20 protein-coding genes are annotated in these 18,684 nt (G+C 64.7%); 2 read left to right on the top strand and 18 right to left on the bottom strand.

Going from position 1 to position 18,684, the window contains the following annotated elements; genetic code table 11:
- Together AS93_RS0101375 and AS93_RS0101380 are read left to right on the top strand one after the other, a co-directional pair.
- A partial coding sequence (locus AS93_RS0101375; RefSeq protein WP_027588904.1) for an efflux RND transporter periplasmic adaptor subunit occupies positions 1-817 on the top strand: 817 nt, incomplete at its 5' end.
- Positions 807-1,835, top strand: a complete 1,029-nt coding sequence (locus AS93_RS0101380; protein ID WP_027588905.1) for a DUF2955 domain-containing protein — start codon at positions 807-809, stop codon at positions 1,833-1,835. The genes AS93_RS0101375 and AS93_RS0101380, both read left to right, overlap by 11 nt.
- Before the next feature lie 27 nt (positions 1,836-1,862).
- Here the strand turns inward: AS93_RS0101380 and AS93_RS0101385 are convergent, their stop codons facing one another.
- From AS93_RS0101385 to AS93_RS0101470, 18 genes are all read right to left on the bottom strand, one after another.
- Positions 1,863-2,534, bottom strand: a complete 672-nt coding sequence (locus AS93_RS0101385; RefSeq protein ID WP_027588906.1) for a DUF3313 domain-containing protein — start codon at positions 2,532-2,534, stop codon at positions 1,863-1,865.
- A 132-nt stretch (positions 2,535-2,666) separates the two neighbouring features.
- Positions 2,667-3,254 carry a PqiC family protein gene (locus tag AS93_RS0101390; RefSeq protein ID WP_051587302.1) on the bottom strand — a complete coding sequence of 196 codons (588 nt, stop codon included), beginning with the start codon at positions 3,252-3,254 and terminating at the stop codon, positions 2,667-2,669.
- A gap of 19 nt (positions 3,255-3,273) precedes the next feature.
- Positions 3,274-4,884: an MlaD family protein gene (locus AS93_RS0101395; protein ID WP_037008354.1), complete on the bottom strand. Its 1,611-nt coding sequence runs from the start codon at positions 4,882-4,884 to the stop codon at positions 3,274-3,276.
- Entirely contained in the window at positions 4,884-5,510 is a 627-nt protein-coding gene (locus AS93_RS18555) for a paraquat-inducible protein A (RefSeq protein ID WP_037008355.1), read from the bottom strand. Before AS93_RS18555 ends, AS93_RS0101395 begins: the two co-directional genes overlap by 1 nt.
- The gene (locus AS93_RS0101405; protein ID WP_027588909.1) at positions 5,507-6,103 is read right to left on the bottom strand and encodes a paraquat-inducible protein A; all 597 of its coding nucleotides are present in this window, start codon (positions 6,101-6,103) and stop codon (positions 5,507-5,509) included. Before AS93_RS0101405 ends, AS93_RS18555 begins: the two co-directional genes overlap by 4 nt.
- A 287-nt stretch (positions 6,104-6,390) precedes the next feature.
- Complete coding sequence (gene glmS, locus AS93_RS0101410; RefSeq protein ID WP_027588910.1) at positions 6,391-8,226, bottom strand: glutamine--fructose-6-phosphate transaminase (isomerizing); 1,836 nt, start codon at positions 8,224-8,226, stop codon at positions 6,391-6,393.
- Positions 8,227-8,238: 12 nt separating this feature from the next.
- Positions 8,239-9,024 (bottom strand): DeoR/GlpR family DNA-binding transcription regulator, encoded by a 786-nt coding sequence (locus tag AS93_RS0101415; RefSeq protein WP_037008356.1) that lies wholly within the window; start codon positions 9,022-9,024, stop codon positions 8,239-8,241.
- 103 nt (positions 9,025-9,127) lie between these two features.
- Positions 9,128-10,492: a bifunctional UDP-N-acetylglucosamine diphosphorylase/glucosamine-1-phosphate N-acetyltransferase GlmU gene (gene glmU, locus AS93_RS0101420; RefSeq protein ID WP_027588912.1), complete on the bottom strand. Its 1,365-nt coding sequence runs from the start codon at positions 10,490-10,492 to the stop codon at positions 9,128-9,130.
- A 134-nt stretch (positions 10,493-10,626) separates the two neighbouring features.
- Positions 10,627-11,055: a F0F1 ATP synthase subunit epsilon gene (locus AS93_RS0101425; protein ID WP_027588913.1), complete on the bottom strand. Its 429-nt coding sequence runs from the start codon at positions 11,053-11,055 to the stop codon at positions 10,627-10,629.
- A 74-nt stretch (positions 11,056-11,129) separates the two neighbouring features.
- The gene (atpD, locus tag AS93_RS0101430; protein ID WP_027588914.1) at positions 11,130-12,506 is read right to left on the bottom strand and encodes a F0F1 ATP synthase subunit beta; all 1,377 of its coding nucleotides are present in this window, start codon (positions 12,504-12,506) and stop codon (positions 11,130-11,132) included.
- Between the two features lie 30 nt (positions 12,507-12,536).
- The gene (gene atpG, locus AS93_RS0101435) at positions 12,537-13,403 is read right to left on the bottom strand and encodes a F0F1 ATP synthase subunit gamma (RefSeq protein WP_027588915.1); all 867 of its coding nucleotides are present in this window, start codon (positions 13,401-13,403) and stop codon (positions 12,537-12,539) included.
- 50 nt (positions 13,404-13,453) lie between these two features.
- Positions 13,454-14,998, bottom strand: coding sequence for a F0F1 ATP synthase subunit alpha (gene atpA, locus AS93_RS0101440; protein ID WP_027588916.1), 1,545 nt, complete (start codon positions 14,996-14,998; stop codon positions 13,454-13,456).
- 15 nt (positions 14,999-15,013) lie between these two features.
- Complete coding sequence (locus AS93_RS0101445) at positions 15,014-15,550, bottom strand: F0F1 ATP synthase subunit delta (RefSeq protein WP_027588917.1); 537 nt, start codon at positions 15,548-15,550, stop codon at positions 15,014-15,016.
- A gap of 12 nt (positions 15,551-15,562) precedes the next feature.
- Positions 15,563-16,033, bottom strand: coding sequence for a F0F1 ATP synthase subunit B (locus AS93_RS0101450; protein WP_027588918.1), 471 nt, complete (start codon positions 16,031-16,033; stop codon positions 15,563-15,565).
- 87 nt (positions 16,034-16,120) lie between these two features.
- Positions 16,121-16,360: a F0F1 ATP synthase subunit C gene (gene atpE, locus AS93_RS0101455; protein ID WP_027588919.1), complete on the bottom strand. Its 240-nt coding sequence runs from the start codon at positions 16,358-16,360 to the stop codon at positions 16,121-16,123.
- Between the two features lie 51 nt (positions 16,361-16,411).
- The gene (gene atpB / locus AS93_RS0101460) at positions 16,412-17,266 is read right to left on the bottom strand and encodes a F0F1 ATP synthase subunit A (RefSeq protein ID WP_027588920.1); all 855 of its coding nucleotides are present in this window, start codon (positions 17,264-17,266) and stop codon (positions 16,412-16,414) included.
- 16 nt (positions 17,267-17,282) lie between these two features.
- Positions 17,283-17,681 (bottom strand): F0F1 ATP synthase subunit I, encoded by a 399-nt coding sequence (locus AS93_RS0101465; protein WP_234702712.1) that lies wholly within the window; start codon positions 17,679-17,681, stop codon positions 17,283-17,285.
- A 121-nt stretch (positions 17,682-17,802) separates the two neighbouring features.
- Positions 17,803-18,675 carry a ParB/RepB/Spo0J family partition protein gene (locus AS93_RS0101470; protein WP_027588922.1) on the bottom strand — a complete coding sequence of 291 codons (873 nt, stop codon included), beginning with the start codon at positions 18,673-18,675 and terminating at the stop codon, positions 17,803-17,805.
- Positions 18,676-18,684: the final 9 nt, after the last annotated feature.

An 18,684-nucleotide genomic window follows, 5' to 3' on the forward strand; every position in this document is an offset into this window, starting at 1 on the left:
CGCCGATCTGGAGTCGACCCGCCGGCAGATCGCCGCCAGCACCGCCGGCATCGACTCGGCGCTGGCCAAGTTGGCGGCGGCCCGGGCCAATGCGCTCAAGGCCCGGCAGGACCGCGAGCGCCTCGAACGCCTGTACCGGGACGACCCGGGCACCATCTCCCTGCGCCGTCTGGAGGTCTCGCGGGCCAGCCATGCCGAGGCCGACAGCCAGGTGGCGATGGCCGAGGCCGAGGTGCAGCGTGCGCGCGAACAACAGGGCGGCAGCGAGGAGCAGAACGCCCTGCTGCGCAGCGCCGCCACCGCCCTGGAAAAGGCCGAGCTGGACCTGGCCAACACCCAGGTACGGGCCCGCACCGCCGGGCTGATCACCGACCTGCGCACCGACGTCGGCCAGTTCGCCGTGGCCGGCAATCCGGTGATGACCCTGATCACCCTGCAGGATGTCTGGATCCAGGCGGAGATGACCGAGAACAACCTGGGCCGGGTGGTGCCCGGCACGCCGGTGGGCATCGTGCTGGATGCCCTGCCCGGCCGGGTCTTCGCCGGCCGGGTACGCAGCGTCGGCTATGGCGTCAGTGTCGGTTCCAGTACCCCGCCGGGCAGCCTGCCGAGCGTGCAGAACAGTCACGACTGGCTGCGCCCGGCCCAGCGCTTCCCGGTGATCGTCGAGATCGATCCTGGCGAGCTGACCAGCCTGCGGGGCATCCGCGTCGGCGGTCAGGCCGATGTCATGGCCTTTCCCAGCCGGGGCAATCCCCTCAACCTGCTCGGCCGCCTGTTCCTGCGCCTGATGAGCTGGCTGGCCTATGCCTACTGATCCCCGCGCCCGGCGGGCGCTGCGCCTGGCCTCCGGCACCGCGCTGTGCCTGGCGGCCAGCTTCGGCCTCGGCCTGCCCCTGCCCTTCATTGCCCCGTTGCTGGCCACCTTCCTGCTCGTCCGGCTCCACCAGCCGCTGCCGCTCAAGGCCTGCCTGGGGCTGATCGTGCTGGTGGTGCTCACCACCAGCGGTGGGCTGCTGCTGATTCCGCTGCTGCGACACACCCCGCTGACGGCCCTGCTGCTGGTGGCCGTGGCGCTGTTCCTGAGCTTTCGCCGCGGCTTGCGGGGCGAGGGCAGCGCCCTGGTGACCACCTTCCTGGTGATCGGGCTGACGATGATTTCCGCACTGGGCAGCCTCGAGTTCGCCCTGGCGCTGGCGGTGATCGGCGCCCTGGTCCAGGGCCTGCTGCTCGCCGTGCTGGCGCTATGGGTTGGCCACGTGCTGTTTCCCGAACCGCCCAGTGCAACGGCCGCGCCGGCGGCGCCGCCGCTGTCCGAGGAGGCCGACTGGCTGGCCCTGCAGGCCACGCTGGTGGTGATGCCGGCCTACCTGCTGGCGCTGATCGACCCGTCCGCCTACCTGGCGATCATTCTCAAGGCGGTCAGCCTCGGCCAGCAGAGCAGCGGCACCCCGGTGCGCACGGCCATCCGGGAACTGCTCGGCTCGACATTGCTGGGCGGCCTGCTGGCCATCCTGTTCTGGTGGGCGCTGGGCCTGTTCGTGCACCTGTGGATGTTTTTCCTGTGGATGCTGCTGGTCGGCCTGCTGCTGGCGCGCAAGCTCCATGGCCTGCGGCCAAGTCGGCACAGCCCGGGGTTCTGGCTGAACACCCAGGTGACCATGCTCATCCTGCTCGGCCTGTCGGTGCAGGACAGCGCCAACGGGCAGGATGTCTACCATGCCTTCGCGGTGCGCATGAGCCTGTTCATTGCCATCAGCCTGTACGCCGGCCTGATGGTGCATCTGCTGGCCTCCTTGCGCCAGCGGCGGCGCGGGCGCGCCCTCGCAGGCTAGCCCGGCCGACCCTGATCGCTGCAGCGCTCAGTCCTGGAAGCGCTCGATATCGTTGACGATGGTGTCGATCACGCTCTTGAGCGTGTCCAGGGTCACCTGCTCCTCGCGGTTCTCGAGTTCCTGCCCATAGCCCTTGCGCACCACGCGCATCACCGGCTGACCGGTGGAGGCATCCAGCATTTCCGCCTCGACGAACAGCTCCGTCGTCCGGTCGCGGCTCCCCGCGGCCGTGGTGGTAGCCGCCACCACCAATGCGATGGGAATCACCTCATAGGCCTTGAGCCCTTCGGCCTTGGTGTCCACGCCGGTGACGGCCGCCCTCAATACCAGGGTCTGCGGACGCGGCGCCGCGTTGGGGTCGAGCAACTGGAAGCGACGACCGAAGGCCGCGGAGATCTGCTGCCGGGCATAGACCCGCAGCTCATCCAGGGTCTGGTTGCTGATCTGCTCGGAGGCGCTCGGCTTGGGGTAGAAATCGACCGAGCGGATTTGCAGGTACTTGTAGTTGCCCACCTTCACGCCTGGGGCGATCCAGCGCATCACCGGCTGGCCGGTGGCCGACACCGCCGGCTGCAGCTGCGAATAGTCGGAAAGGAATCCGGAGTACTGCTCCGGCTGGGTGACGTCTTTGGATGCACAGCCACCGAGCAACAGGGCGGAAAACAGCAGCCCGGAGAGTGCGGTACTCGAACGTTTCATGGTGTCGCTCCTGCCTTGACGAGGGATTGATGGCGTCCAGCGAAACCACGCACCGGACGGTGGATGTGGCACCCTGCCCTGCGCGACCAGCCTCGTGCCTGCCAGCGCTCCTTCTTCCCGAATGGCCCCGACCTACCCGCCGCCCGCGCAGCTGCGCAATCGGCCATGACTGGCGTCGACAATCAACGCCGCCAGGGCGATCAGATTGGTCTGATGCGCATTCACCAGTGCCTCCATGTCGGCGCCGGCCGGCGTTTTCAGCACCGTATGGCACAGCGTCTCGGCGCTCGAAACCGCCGGCTTGAGCCGCCATTTCACGTCCAGCAGGGCGTACTCCCCAAGCACCGAATCGAAGCGTTGCACGTCGACCCAAAGCGCAGCCTTGGGTTGGGTAGGCGGGGAACCCGGCGGTGGATTCAGCCGGTACTGCAATGCGCTGTGGATTTCGTCGACCAGCGGGGCGCCCCACCACTCGGTTTCGAGCACGGCCAGGCCACTGCGTCCCTGGCGAATGACGATTTGCGTACGGTCCACCTGGGCCGGCACGGTCACCTGCTGAATACGGATATCCAAGCCCGGTGCCTGGCCGTCGGCCGGCGCCCCATAGGCAGGCACCAGCGTATGAAAGTTGACCGGCTCACTCGCGCAGCCCGTGAGGATCAGCACCAGAACGATGCCTAACGCCGGAGCCAGGCGACTCGTGAGGTTTACGGGCTGCATCGACATGGGCTCACTCCCCTCAGGGTTCCGAGGATTTCGGGCGGCCCCGGATCAGCGATTCGGGATGCCGGCCCAGGTAGTCGGTCAGCTCGCGCAGGGAGCGTGACATGCGTCGCAGCTCGGTGATGGCCTGGTTGAGTTGCTGGCGCTGCGGGGAGTCATCGGCCAGCGTACGATTGGCCGACTCCAGGGTTTGTTGCAGCTCTTCCAGGGTGGTCTGCAGGCCCGGCAGGGTCTGCCGATTGAAGAAGCGCAGCCCTTGCCGCAGCTCGTTCAGGTTCCCATCCAGATTGGTGACGATGCTTTCGAGCGGGAGCTGGCTCAGCTTGTCGACCAGGCGCTGGAAGCGCTCCTGAACACGCTCCAGATCACCTGGCACCGTGGGAATGCGAATCGGCCGTTCCGACAGATCAACGGCCACCGCGGGCTCGTCCGGATAGAAGTCCAGGGAGATGTACAGCTGGCCGGTCAGCAGGTTGCCGCTGCGGGCCTGGGCGCGCAGGCCATGCTCCACGAAATTGCCGATGAGCCGCGCCGTGGCCATCTCGTCGTCGGGGGAGTGCTTGAGCGCCTTGAGCATCTTGGCATGGGCCGGCCCGAGGCGATCCGGATAGACCACCGCGTCTACCATGACCGGGAACGACTGCTTCTGCTCATCGAAGTCCAGCTTCACCGCCACGACCTTGCCGAACTCGACGCCCATGAACTCGACCGGCGCGTCGACCGCCAGCCCGCGCAACGCTTGATCGAAACGCAGGCGAATGAATTTCGCCTGGCCAGTGGGCGGTGCCAGTGCGCTCTGCTCATCGGCAAACAGCTCGAAACGTTGCCCCTGGGCAGCGGGCGGCCCGTCGGCGGCGTACTCCGGGGAACGGAAGGCCAATCCGCCGGCCAGCATCGCGGCCAGCGACGCGGTATCGACCCGGATGCCCTTGGCGTCCAGGGTCACATCGATGCCGCTGGCATTCCAGAAACGGGAGTTTTGCGTGACATACGCGTCGTGGGGGGCGCGAATGAAGATCTCGATGGTGACGCTTCCGCCATCGGCGTCCAGGGCATAGGAAATCACCTGGCCCACCGGGATCCGGCGATAGTAAATGGGGGAGCCAATGTCCAGCGAACCAAGGTCCGGCGCCGAGAGGAGGAAGCGCTTGCCCTCCTCGCCGTAGGTGATGGGCGGCGGAGATTCGAGCCCGGTGAAATGTTCGGCGCGCCGCGCGGACTGGCCGGCGTCGGCGCCGATGAAGCTGCCCGATAACAGCGTATCCAGCCCGGTGACGCCGCCGGCTCCGATGCGCGGACGCACCACCCAGAACTGGGAATCCTCGCTGGCGAAGGACTCCGCTTCCTTGGACAGACGCACCGTGGCCTTCACGCTTTTCTTGTCCTCGGCCAGCTTGATCGAGGTCACCTGGCCGATGACCAGGTTGCGGTACCTGACCTCCGTCTTGTTGGCCACCAGGCCTTCCCCGGTCCTGAAGGTGATCGTGAGCGTCGGACCTTCCTGCATCCAGTTGCGCACCACCAGCGAGGCGCCCACCAGCAGGGCCACGATCGGCACGATCCACACCAGCGACACGTTCCAGCGCCGGGTCTTGATGGGAGCCGGTTGCGGCGGCGTCTGCTGCATCAGCCGTCCCTCCGGGGTGTCGCGCCGTCCCAGATCAGACGGGGATCGAAACTCATGGCCGAGAGCATGGTGAACACCACCACCAGGCCGAAGAACAGGATGCCCGGGCGGGGTTCGATGGTGCCCAGCTCCTGCATCTGCACCAGCGCGGCGACCAGCGCCACGACCAGCACATCCAGCATCGACCAGTAGCCGATCACTTCAATGAAGCGATAGAGCTGCGCGCGCTGGCGCAGTGCCCAGTCGCTGTGCCGCTGCGTGGTGATCAGCAGCAGGGACAGGCCCAGGAACTTGATGCAGGGGACGCCGACGCTGGCGATGAAGATGATCAGTGCGATATCCCAGGCGCCGCCCTTCCAGAACTCCACGACGCCGCCGATGATGGTGCTGCCGCCACTGCTGCCGAACATGCTGGTGTGCATGACCGGCACCACATTGGCGGGTATGTAGAGCACCAGTGCCGCGAGCAGGTAGGCCCAGCTGCGGGCAATCGCATCGCTCTTGCGCCAGTGCAGCGGCGCGCCACAGCGGACGCAGCGCTGTGGATTCCCCTGCATGTCGCAGGCCAGGCCGCAGCCGTGACACAGGCACAGGTTCAGGGTGATGGCCAGCGGTGGCTCGTTCATAACCTGTCCCAGAGGTCGCGCACATCGCGCCCGGCGATGTAGATCAGCACCACGCTCAGGGCGGCCAGCGCGATCAGCCCCGCGCCGGGTATCACATCAAGCATGCCGGCCAGCTTGATCACCGCCACCAGCGCACCGAGCAGGCACACTTCGAGCATGTTCCACGGCCGCAGGCTCTCCAGCCCGCGCATGCACAGCGCGAACGCCGGCGAGCGACGCCGGAGCATGGCGAACGCCAACACCCAGATCAGCAACAGCACCTGCAGGACGGGCGCGATGATGATGGTCAGTGCGGCTACCAGCGCGATGAAGGTGATGGAGCCCTGACTGAGGATCTGGACCGAGTCCCACAGCGTCGCGGAGTTGCTCACGCCCTGCAGCCTGATGCTCATCACGGGATAGAAGTGGGCGTAGACCATCAGGATCGCGGCCGTCACGCTCAGGGCCAGGCGCTGCTGTACGGTAAGGCCGACATGCCGCTGCAGAACGCCCCCGCAACGCACGCAAACCGAGCGCTGGTGGCGCGCCAGAGACGTCTTGCGATAGACCGCATCGCAGTACTCGCAAACGATCAGCTCGCTGGTTTTCGTCATGGCGCATGCAACCTGGCCAAGCCCATCCACCCAATGCGACCACCGTCGAAGCCATGGACGGGCAGCCGCGCCTCTGCGGGTCGCTCGCTTCCAGTCCTGACCGGATTAGCGAAGCAGGCTCAGCTGTAGAGCGGACGATGCGCGAATTAGTTCAGGCATATGCCGGGGTGACGAGGCGAGCTGGCGAGGCGGCCGATACGAAAAAAAGAAGCCGCAGATGCGGCTTCTTTTTTTAAGCAGTGCAGCAACAACAGACCGACCAGACCAAGTGGTCGGACAGGTACGAATTACTCCACGGTCACCGACTTGGCCAGGTTGCGCGGCTGGTCGACGTCGGTGCCGCGCAGCACGGCAACGTAGTAGGACAGCAGCTGCAGCGGCAGGGTGTAGTAGATCGGCGCCAACACCTCGTGCACATGCGGCATGGGAATGACCTGCACGCCATCTTCCTTGTCCATGCCGGCCTGTTCGTCGGCGAAGACGATCAGTTGGCCGCCACGGGCGCGCACTTCCTGCAGGTTGGACTTGAGCTTTTCCAGCAGCTCGTCGTTGGGCGCCACGGTGACCACCGGCATGTCGCTGTCCACCAGGGCCAGCGGGCCGTGCTTGAGCTCGCCGGCCGGGTAGGCTTCGGCGTGGATGTAGGAGATTTCCTTGAGCTTGAGCGCCCCTTCCATGGCCACCGGGTACTGGACGCCACGGCCGAGGAACAGGGTGTGATGCTTCTCTGCAAACAGTTCGGCGACCTTTTCCACAGCCTTTTCCATGCCCAGCACTTCGCCGAGGCGGCTGGGCAGGCGACGCAGCTCGCCGACCAGCTCGGCCTCCAGGCCAGTGGCCAGGCGCTGCTGGCTGCGGCCCAGGGCCAGGGTGAGCAGCAGCAGGCCGACCAGCTGGGTGGTGAAGGCCTTGGTGGACGCCACGCCGATTTCCGGGCCGGCGTTGGTCAGCAGGCACAGGTCGGATTCGCGGACCAGCGAGCTGGTGGCCACGTTGCAGATGGTCAGGCTGGCCAGGTAGCCGGCGCCCTTGGCATTGCGCAGCGCGGCCAGGGTGTCGGCGGTTTCGCCGGACTGGGAGATGGTCACGAACAGCGTGTCGGGCTGCACCGCGACCTTGCGGTAGCGGAACTCGCTGGCCACTTCCACCTGGCAGGGAATGCCGGTCAGGCCTTCCAGCCAGTAGCGCGCCACCATGCCGGCGTGGAAGCTGGTGCCGCAGGCGATGATCTGCACGTTGCGCACCTTGGCGAACAGCTCGGCGGCCTGCGGGCCGAAGGCCTGCACCAGCACCTGATCGTCGGCCAGACGGCCTTCCAGGGTGCGCTGCACCACCTTGGGCTGCTCGTGGATCTCCTTGAGCATGAAGTGGCGGTATTCGCCCTTGTCCGCGGCCTCGGCACCTTCCTGCAGTTGCAGGGTTTCGCGCTGTACCTCGCGGCCTTCGATGTCCCAGATGCGCACGCTGTCGCGGCGGATCTCGGCGATGTCGCCCTCTTCCAGGTAGAGGAAGCGGTCGGTCACCTGGCGCAGGGCCAACTGGTCGGAGGCCAGGAAGTTCTCGCCCAGGCCCAGGCCCACCACCAGCGGGCTGCCGCTGCGTGCGGCGAGGAGACGGTCCGGCTGGCTGGCGGCGACCACCGCCAGGCCATAGGCGCCATGCAGTTCCTGCACGGCGGCCTTGAGGGCCGCGGCCAGGTCGCCCATCTCGTGCAGCTTGTAGTGCAGCAGGTGGACGATGACCTCTGTGTCGGTGTCCGAGGTGAACAGGTAGCCCAGGCCTTTCAGCTGCTCGCGCAGCGCCTGGTGGTTCTCGATGATGCCGTTGTGCACCACGGCAATCTCGTTGCTGGAGAAGTGCGGGTGGGCGTTGCGCTCGCAGGGTGCGCCATGGGTGGCCCAGCGGGTGTGGGCGATACCGATGCGCCCGGCCAGGGGCTCCTGCTGCTGGGCCTGTTCCAGCTCGGCGACCTTGCCGGAGCGGCGCAGGCGCATCAGCTGGCCATCGCTGTCGATGACGGCGATGCCGGCGCTGTCATAGCCGCGGTATTCCAGGCGCTTGAGGCCTTCGAGCAGGATCGGCGTGATGTTGCGTTCGGCGACGGCGCCTACGATGCCACACATGGTTGTTTCTCCTTAGGGGTGCTCGGCCATGGCGGTACAGATGAGCCTCACGCCATGGGCCTCGATGCGTCTGCGCGCGTCGTCTTCGAGGCGCGTATCGGTGATCAGGGTATGGATCTGCGCCCAGGGCAGCTCCAGGTTGGGAATGCGCCGGCCGATCTTGTCGCTCTCCACCAGCACGATGACTTCACGGGCCACCTCGGCCATCACCCGCGACAGGCCGAGCAGTTCGTTGAAGGTGGTGGTGCCACGCTCCAGGTCGATGCCGTCGGCACCGATGAACAGCTGGTCGAAATCGTAGGAACGCAGCACTTGCTCGGCCACCTGACCCTGGAAGGATTCCGAGTTCGGGTCCCAGGTTCCGCCGGTCATCAGCAGCGCCGGCTCATGCTCCAGCTCGCGCAGCGCGTTGGCCACGTTCAACGAGTTGGTCATCACCACCAGACCGGGCTTGCGGCCCAGCTGCGGAATCATCGCGGCGGTGGTGCTGCCGCTGTCGATGATCACCCGCGCATGCTCGCGAATCAGCCCCACCGCAGCGCGGGCGATGGCCTGCTTCCAGGGGGAAGCGGTCTGTGCCTGCTCCTCGGCAATCAGTTCCTGGGGCATCGGCACGGCGCCGCCATAGCGACGCAGCAGCAGCCCGTTCTTTTCCAGCGCCGCCAGGTCCTTGCGGATGGTGACTTCGGAGGTGGAAAAACGCTTGGCCAAGGCGTCGACACCCACCTCACCCTGCTCGGCGAGCAGGCTGAGAATGGCGTGGCGACGCTGCAAGGTGTTGCGTTTGGGAAGCGACATGTTTCGATCCGAAACTTTCAGGGCGCGAATCAAAACATAGCAGCGGGCGCAGCGGCAAGCGAAAGCTGATCGCTAGCGCGCTTTCCGTGGGAGCGGACTGGCCTCAGGGCTTGTTCTTCACCGGACGCTTCCAGCCTTCGATGTTGCGCTGCTTGCCGCGCCCAACCGCCAGGCTGTCGGCCGGCACGTCCTGGGTGATGGTCGAACCGGCACCGGTGGTCGAGCCGGCGCCCAGGTTGAGCGGCGCCACCAGCGAGCTGTTGGAGCCGATGAACACGTCCTCGCCCATCACCGTGCGGTGCTTGTTGGCGCCGTCGTAGTTGCAGGTGATGGTGCCCGCGCCGATGTTGGTGCGCGCACCGATCTCGGCATCGCCCAGGTAGCTCAGGTGACCGGCCTTGGCGCCCTCGCCGAGCACCGCGTTCTTCAGCTCGACGAAGTTGCCGACGTGGGCCTTCTTGCCCAGCACGGCGCCCGGGCGCAGGCGGGCGAACGGACCACAGTCGGCGCCCTCGCCGACTTGCGCGCCTTCCAGGTGCGAATTGGCCTTGATGACGGCGCCGGCACGCAGCACGGAATCCTTGATCACGCAGTTCGGGCCGATCTGCACGTTGTCCTCGATGATGACCTTGCCTTCGAGGATCACGTTGACGTCGATCAGCACGTCGCGACCCACACTGGCCTCGCCGCGCAGGTCGAAACGCGCCGGATCGATCAGCGTCACGCCCTGGGCCATCAGCCGGCGCGCGGCACGGCCCTGGTAGTGGCGCTCCAGCTGGGCGAGCTGGATGCGGTCGTTGGCGCCCAGTACTTCCATCTCGTCGGCGGCTTGTACGGTGGCGATGCGCAGGCCGTCGGCCACGGCCATGGCAATCACGTCGGTCAGGTAGTACTCGCCCTGGGCGTTGCTGTTGGACAGCCGCCCCAGCCAGTCGCCCAGGCAGTGGCCAGGTACGGCGAGGATGCCGGTGTTGCCTTCGCGGATGGCGCGCTGCGCCTCGCTGGCATCCTTGTGTTCGACGATCGCCTGCACTTCGCCGTGCCCGTCACGCAGGATGCGACCATAGCCGGTGGGATCGGCCAGTTCGACGGTAAGCAGGCCGAGCTGACGCGCGTTCACCTGCTCCAGCAGGCGCTGCAGCGTAGCGGGTTCGATCAGCGGCACATCGCCGTAGAGGATCAGCACACGCTCGGCGCTCAGATGCGGCTGCGCCTGGGCCACAGCGTGGCCAGTGCCCAGTTGCTGCTCCTGCACCACGAAGGACAGGTCATCGGCCGCCAGGCGCTCGCGCACCTTCTCGGCACCATGGCCGATCACCACCTGGATGCTTTGCGGCGCAAGTTGGCGGGCGGTGTCGATGACGTGGCCGAGCATGGGCTTGCCGGCGACCGGATGGAGAACCTTGGGCAGGGCCGAACGCATGCGGGTACCCTGGCCGGCAGCGAGAATGACGATATCGAGCGACATGGAAAGATCCTGAACGGGGCGCCGGCGAACGCCGTGCGCGCTGGGCTTCATGCAGGGCCGTACGGCCCTTCCAAAATGAAAAAAGGGTAGCCGAAGCTACCCTTTCTCGTCTTGCGGAAAATACGGCGTGGCGATCAGCCGCGGCCGTACTTCTTGCGCATCGCCTCGATGGTCCGCAGCTGGGCAGCGGCCTCGGCCAGGCGAGCGGCGGCCGAACCGTAATCGAACTCGGCGCCCTTCTCGTTGAGGGCCTTCTCGGCGGCCTTGATGGCCTCCTGGGCGGCAGCCTCGTCGAGGTCCTTGGCGCGAGTGGCGGTATCGGCAAGCACCTTCACCATGTTCGGCTGCACTTCGATGAAGCCGCCGGAGATGTAGAAGATTTCTTCCTCACCGCCCTGCTTGATCACGCGCACCGGGCCGGGCTTGAGGTCGCTGAGCAGGGGCGCGTGGTTGGGCAGGATACCCAGGTCGCCGAGGTGACCATGGGCAACGACCATTTCCACCAGCCCGGAGAACAGCTGCTCTTCTGCACTGACGATGTCGCAATGGACTGTCATAGCCATACAAATGCCTCGGTAGTCAGGTCAGGCGGGGTTGCCCCCGCCCTGGTACGGCGCCCGTTGCCGGGCGCGACCCATTACAGTTTCTTGGCTTTCTCGATGGCTTCGTCGATGGTGCCAACCATGTAGAACGCCTGCTCCGGCAGGTGATCGTAGTCACCAGCGAGGATGCCAGCGAAACCACGGATGGTTTCCTTCAGCGGAACGTACTTGCCGGGGGCACCGGTGAACACTTCGGCCACGTGGAACGGCTGGGACAGGAAGCGCTGGATCTTACGAGCGCGGGCCACCAGCTGCTTGTCGGTCTCGGACAGTTCGTCCATACCCAGGATGGCGATGATGTCCTTCAGTTCCTTGTAGCGCTGCAGCACGTACTGCACGCCACGCGCGGTCTCGTAGTGCTCCTGACCAACCACCAGCGGGTCCAGCGAACGGCTGGTGGAGTCCAGCGGGTCCACGGCCGGGTAGATACCCAGGGAGGCGATGTCACGGGACAGTACGACGGTGGCGTCGAGGTGGGCGAAGGTGGTCGCCGGGCTCGGGTCGGTCAGGTCGTCCGCGGGAACGTAAACGGCCTGCACGGAGGTGATCGAACCGATCTTGGTGGAGGTGATGCGCTCTTGCAGAACGCCCATTTCCTCGGCCAGGGTCGGCTGGTAACCCACTGCGGACGGCATACGACCCAGCAGCGCGGACACTTCGGTACCGGCCAGGGTGTAACGGTAGATGTTGTCGACGAACAGCAGAACGTCACGGCCTTCGTCACGGAACTTCTCGGCCATGGTCAGGCCGGTCAGGGCGACGCGCAGACGGTTTCCCGGCGGCTCGTTCATCTGGCCGTACACCATCGCCACCTTGTCGAGGACGTTGGAGTCCTTCATTTCGTGATAGAAGTCGTTCCCTTCACGGGTACGCTCGCCCACGCCGGCGAACACGGACAGACCGCTGTGCGCCTTGGCGATGTTGTTGATCAGTTCCATCATGTTCACGGTCTTGCCGACGCCGGCGCCACCGAACAGACCGACCTTACCGCCCTTGGCGAACGGGCAGACCAGGTCGATAACCTTGATGCCGGTTTCCAGCAGCTCGTTGCCGCCCGCCTGATCGGCGTAGCTCGGCGCGGCGCGGTGGATGCCCCAATGCTCGTCGGTGGCGATCGGACCAGCTTCGTCGATCGGCTCGCCCAGCACGTTCATGATGCGGCCCAGGGTACCTGCGCCGACCGGAACGGCGATGGCGGCGCCGGTGTTGGTCACGTCCAGGCCACGCTTGAGGCCTTCGGTGGAACCCATGGCGATGGAACGGACGATGCCGTCGCCCAGCTGCTGCTGGACTTCCAGGGTGGTTGCCGCGCCTTGAACTTTCAGCGCGTCATAGACGTTCGGCACCTGATCGCGCGGAAATTCCACGTCGATGACGGCGCCGATGATTTGAACGATACGTCCACTACTCATGTTTGGTTCCTCTGAATATTTGAACCGTTCTTAAACCGCGGCAGCGCCGCCGACGATTTCCGAAATCTCTTGAGTGATCGCAGCCTGACGGGCCTTGTTGTAGACCAGTTGCAGTTCGCTGATGAGCTCACCGGCGTTGTCGGTGGCGCTCTTCATGGCGATCATCCGCGCAGCCTGCTCGGCAGCACCGTTCTCGACCACACCCTGATAGACCTGGGACTCGATGAAACGAACCAGCAGGGCATCCAGCAACTGCTGGGCATCCGGCTCGTAGAGGTAGTCCCACAGACCCTTGCGCGGGGTCTCGCCGGCGTCCAGCGATGCCAGGGGCAGCAGCTGGTCGATGTTCGGCTTCTGGGTCATGGTGTTGATGAACTTGTTCGACACCAGGTACAGACGGTCGATACGGCCGGCGTGGAAGGCGTCCAGCATGACCTTGACGTTGCCGATCAGGTCATTGATCGACGGGGCTTCGCCCAGGTTGCCGATCGCCGCGACCACGTTGCCGCCGAAGCTGCGGAAGAAGCTTGCGCCCTTGTTGCCGATCACGCACAGGTCGGCCTCGACCTTCTGGTCGTGCCATTCCTTCATGTGCTTGATCAGGGCCTTGAACAGGTTGATGTTCAGGCCGCCGCACAGACCACGGTCGGTGGAGACGACGATGTAGCCGACTCGCTTGACCGGGCGCTCCACCATGAACGGATGACGGTATTCCGGATTGGCGTCGGCCAGGTGACCGATCACTTCACGGATCCGCTCCGCATAGGGGCGGCTGGCAGCCATGCGCATTTGTGCCTTGCGCATCTTGCTGACCGCCACCTTTTCCATGGCGCTGGTGATCTTCTGCGTGCTTTTGATGCTCGCAATCTTGCTGCGAATCTCTTTTGCGCCTGCCATTTCACACCTTTCGGGTTAGCAGGCGGGAGCCTTGCGGCTCCCGCTGCGGCTTACCAGGACTGGGTGGCTTTGAACGCTTCGATACCCGCCTTGATGCCGGCATCGATGTCGTCGTTAAAGTCGCCCTTCTCGTTGATCTTCGCCAGCAGGTCGGCCTTCTCGCGCTGGAAGTACGCGATCAGGGCCTGCTCGAAGGCGCCCACTTTGGACACTTCAACGTCGACCAGGTAGCCACGCTCGGCGGCGTACAGCGAAACGGCCATCTCGGCGATGGACATCGGCGCGTACTGCTTCTGCTTCATCAGCTCGGTGACACGCTGACCATGCTCCAGCTGCTTGCGGGTCGCTTCGTCCAGGTCGGAAGCGAACTGCGCGAACGCAGCCAGTTCACGGTACTGGGCCAGCGCGGTACGGATACCACCGGACAGCTTCTTGATGATCTTGGTCTGAGCGGCGCCACCCACGCGGGATACCGAGATACCGGCGTTGACGGCCGGACGGATGCCTGCGTTGAACATGGCCGATTCCAGGAAGATCTGACCGTCGGTGATGGAAATCACGTTGGTCGGAACGAACGCGGAAACGTCGCCAGCCTGGGTTTCGATGATCGGCAGTGCGGTCAGCGAGCCGGTCTTGCCCTTCACTTCGCCCTTGGTGAACTGCTCCACGTACTCTTCGGACACGCGGGAAGCGCGCTCCAGCAGGCGGCTGTGGAGATAGAACACGTCGCCCGGGTAGGCTTCACGTCCCGGCGGACGACGCAGCAGCAGGGAAATCTGGCGGTAGGCAACGGCCTGCTTGGACAGGTCGTCGTACACGATCAGGGCGTCTTCACCGCGGTCGCGGAAGTATTCGCCCATGGTGCAACCGGAGTACGGCGCCAGGTATTGCAGGGCGGCGGACTCGGAGGCGGAAGCGGCAACGATGATGGTATTGGCCAGGGCGCCGTGCTCTTCCAGCTTGCGAACCACGTTGGCGATAGTGGACTGCTTCTGGCCGATGGCCACGTAGACGCACTTGATGCCGCTGTTGCGCTGGTTGATGATCGCGTCGATCGCCATGGCGGTCTTGCCGATCTGACGGTCACCGATGATCAGCTCGCGCTGGCCACGGCCGACCGGGATCATGGCGTCAACGGACTTGTAACCGGTCTGCACCGGCTGGTCCACGGACTTACGCCAGATCACGCCCGGAGCGACCTTCTCGACTGCGTCGGTCAGCTTGGCGTTGATCGGGCCCTTGCCATCGATCGGGTTGCCCAGGGCATCGACCACGCGACCCAGCAGTTCCGGACCGACCGGGACTTCCAGGATGCGGCCGGTGCACTTGGCGCTCATGCCTTCCTTCAGGCTCAGGTAGCTGCCCAACACCACGGCGCCCACGGAGTCCTGCTCCAGGTTCAACGCCATGCCGTAGACACCACCGGGGAATTCGATCATTTCGCCGTACATGACGTCGGCGAGACCGAAGATGCGCACGATACCGTCGGAAACGCTGACGACGGTGCCCTCGTTGCGGGCTTGAGCGGCGACATCGGTTTTCTCGATGCGCTGCTTGATGATTTCACTAATCTCGGAAGGATTCAGTTGCTGCATGCCATGACCCTCAAATCAGGATTTCAACGATTCGGCCAACTGGCTCAGTTTGCCGCGGACCGAACCGTCGACAACCACGTCGCCGGCGCGAATCACGACGCCGCCGATCAGCGCAGGATTCACCGCCTGCTGGAGGTTGACGGTGCGATCTAGTCGCTTGGACAGGGCGGCAGCCAAGGATTGGAGTTGCTCGTTGCTAAGCTCGTACGCGGTTTCCACCTGCGCATCGAGCGTTTTTTCGGACTCGGCCTTGAGCTCCTCGAACAGCTCGCGCACGGTCGGCAGCACCGCCAGGCGATCGTTCTCGCCCAGGGTCAGCACGAAATTGCGGAACGCTTCGTCGATATCGCTACCGAACAGACGAACCAGAGCCTCGACCTTGCTTTCGCGGGTCAGGCGCGGGTCGTTCAGCAACGCGGCGACTTCGGGAACTTCGACGGCGACGGCTGCCAGGTTCAGCATGGCCGACCAGGCATCCGCACGACCGGCCGCGCTGGCGACCTCGAAAGCGGCTTTGGCGTAAGGCCGAGCAAGCGTCTGGGTATTGATCATCGCTCGCCTCGCTTAGAGTTGGGAGGCCAGTTTTTCGACCAGATCGTTGTGTACCTTGGCGTCCACCTGGGACTCCAGAATCTTCTCCGCACCGGCCACGGCCAGAGCCGCCACCTGGTTGCGCAGTTGATCCTTGGCGCGGTTCACTTCCTGTTCGATTTCGGCGCGGGCACCGGCGATCAGGCGTTCGCCTTCGGCGCGAGCCTGTTCTTTGGCTTCCTCGATGATCGAGTTGGCGTGCTTGTTCGCCTGCTCGAGGATCTGGGCAGCCTGTTCCTTGGTCTCGCGGAGGGTGTTGGACACCTTCTCCTGAGCCAGTTTCAGGTCTTGCTGCGCACGGCCGGCGGCATCCAGACCTTCGGCGATTTTCTTCTGGCGGGCACTCATGGCGGCCGTTACCGGCGGCCAGACGAACTTCATGCAGAACCAGACGAAAATAGCGAAGGCGAGCGTTTGACCGAGCAGCGTCAGATTAATGTTCACTGATCTACCTCATGCTATTTCGTTGTTTCACAGTGATTGCAGCCGGGTGGCGGGCCTCAGGCGCCGCCGCCCGGAAGTAATCATTGATTAGCCAGCGACGCTGGGAGCAACAACGAAGATGAGGTACATGGCGATACCAACACCGATCATCGGAACGGCGTCGAGCAGACCGGCCATCAGGAAGGTCTTGGTTTGCAGCTGGGGAGCCAGCTCGGGTTGACGAGCGGTGGATTCCAGCAGCTTGCCACCCAGGATGGAGAAGCCGATGCCGGTGCCCAGAGCACCCAGACCGATCATGATAGAGGCGGCGATGATGACGAGTTCCATGTAAAGCTCCTGAAGCTAAGGGGTTAGGGTTTGCAAAGGATCGAGCGTTGCTCAGTGGTGTTCTTCATGGGCAGCGCTGAGGTACACCACGGTCAGCACCATGAAGATGAACGCCTGCAGCGGGATCACCAGAATATGGAAGATCGCCCACGGCACGTTCAGTGCCCACTGCACGTAGAACGGCAGCAGTGCGATGAGGATGAACACCACCTCACCGGCATACATGTTGCCGAACAAACGCAGAGCCAGACTCAGCGGCTTGGTCAGCAGACCGAGGATTTCGAGGAACAGGTTGAAGGGGATCAGCGACCAGTGCTTGAACGGGGTGAAGCCCAGTTCCTTGGCGAAGCCGCCGACGCCCTTGACCTTGACGCTGTAGAACAGGATCAGGATGAACACGCCCAGCGACAGGCCGAAGGTGCCGTTCGGGTCGGCGGTCGGCACGATCTTGAAGGCCGGCAGGCCCAGCAGGGTGGCGATGCCCGGGATGTAGTCGACCGGGATCCACTTCAGGCTGTTCATCAGCAGCACCCAGACGAAGATGGTCAGGGCCAGCGGCGCGATGACGGGATTGCGACCATGGAAGGTGTCCTTGACGATGCCTTCGATGAACTCGACGCTGATTTCCACCAGGTTCTGCAGCTTGCCAGGCACGCCTTCGGTGGCGCTCTTGGCAACCATGCGGAACAGGAAGATGAAGATGAAGCCCATCAGCAGCGACCAGCCCAGGGTATCCAGGTGGACGGCCATGAAGCCCATGGCCTGGGCTTCGGCGCCGGTCTGGGCGACGGTCCAGGTGGCCTGATCGAGGACGCTGCCATCTGCGCGAACATAGCCTTCCGGCAACTTGCCATAGGTCAGGTTCTGCAGGTGGTGCTGGATATACTCAGCCGGGGTGCTTGCCATAGTCGCCTCAAAATGCTCAATGCTTCGGATTGTTTTTCAGCAGCAGCAATGCGCTTGCCCCCGTGCCCAGCACCAGCAGGTAGCCGGTGAACAGAGCGAGCGGCTGCAAGGGCTTTACCGCCACGAACACCAGCGCGAACAGCGCTGCTGTCAGAATCAGCTTGCCCATTTCGCCCGCCCAGAAGGACTGGACGATGGCCCGGGCCGATCGCGCGCCAAAATAACGAAAGGCCTTGAACGCGAAATACACATTGGCCAACAGGGCAATCAGTCCGCCCAGAAGCATGGAGTACCCCGTGAGCCGGCCGAACAGGACCGTGCCACACAGGGCTGCGACCAGCATCACCAGGCTCTGCGCCCGCAACACCCGGAAAACCGGCAGGCGATACAGCGGTGTCTTGTTGCGGTAGTTCACCGATCGTCCCATTGGCTCGGCGGACCCGCCGCCGAAAAATGCGGGGCGAGTATAGGGTGGTCCCCTCTGGCACTCAACCGCCTTATGGTGGATTTCCGACTATCGCCGAATGTGAAGTGTTTCAGCGGATATGCGCCAGGACGCCCTGCAACTCGTCCAGAGAACTGTAGCGGATGATCAGTTGGCCCTTGCCTTTCTGTCCATGACGGATCTGCACGGGTGAGCCCAGGCGCTCCGCCAGCCGCTGCTCCAGTCGCTCGATATCGGGGTCCGCGCGCTCCTCGCGCGCCGGACGCTCCTTCTCGTTAAGCCACTGACGCACCAGGGCTTCGGTCTGCCGCACGGTCAGCCCGCGTGCGACAACATGCCGCGCACCTTCCACCTGGCGTTCCGCCGGCAGGCCCAGCAAGGCGCGCGCATGCCCCATCTCCAGGTCGCCATGAGCCAGCAAGGTCTTGATTTCCTCAGGCAGGGCGATCAGGCGCAGCAGGTTGCTGATGGTCACCCGCGACTTGCCGACCGCATCGGCCACCTGTTGCTGGGTCAGCTGAAATTCCTGCTGCAGCCGCTGCAAGGCCACCGCTTCCTCGATGGGGTTGAGGTCCTCGCGCTGGATATTCTCGATCAGCGCCATGGCGATGGCGGCCTCGTCGGGCACTTCACGCACCATGGCCGGGATCTTTTCCAGTCCGGCCTGTTGGCTGGCCCGCCAGCGGCGCTCGCCGGCGATGATCTCGTAGCGGTTGTCGCCGATCGGGCGCACCACGATCGGCTGCATGACGCCCTGGGCCTGGATCGAATGGGCCAGCTCCTCCAGGGCCTCGGGGTCCATGTCGCGACGCGGCTGGTACTTGCCGCGCTGGATCAGGTCGAGCGGCAGGTGTTGCAGCTCGCGCTGGTCGGCCGTAGCGGCCTCTTCCTGCATGGCGGTCACGCTGGCTCCGCCGAGCAGGGCATCGAGTCCACGTCCGAGACCTTTTTTCTTGATCGCCATGCGGGTTCC

Source organism: Pseudomonas sp. RL, from assembly GCF_000647775.1.
Lineage (GTDB): Bacteria > Pseudomonadota > Gammaproteobacteria > Pseudomonadales > Pseudomonadaceae > Serpens > Serpens flexibilis.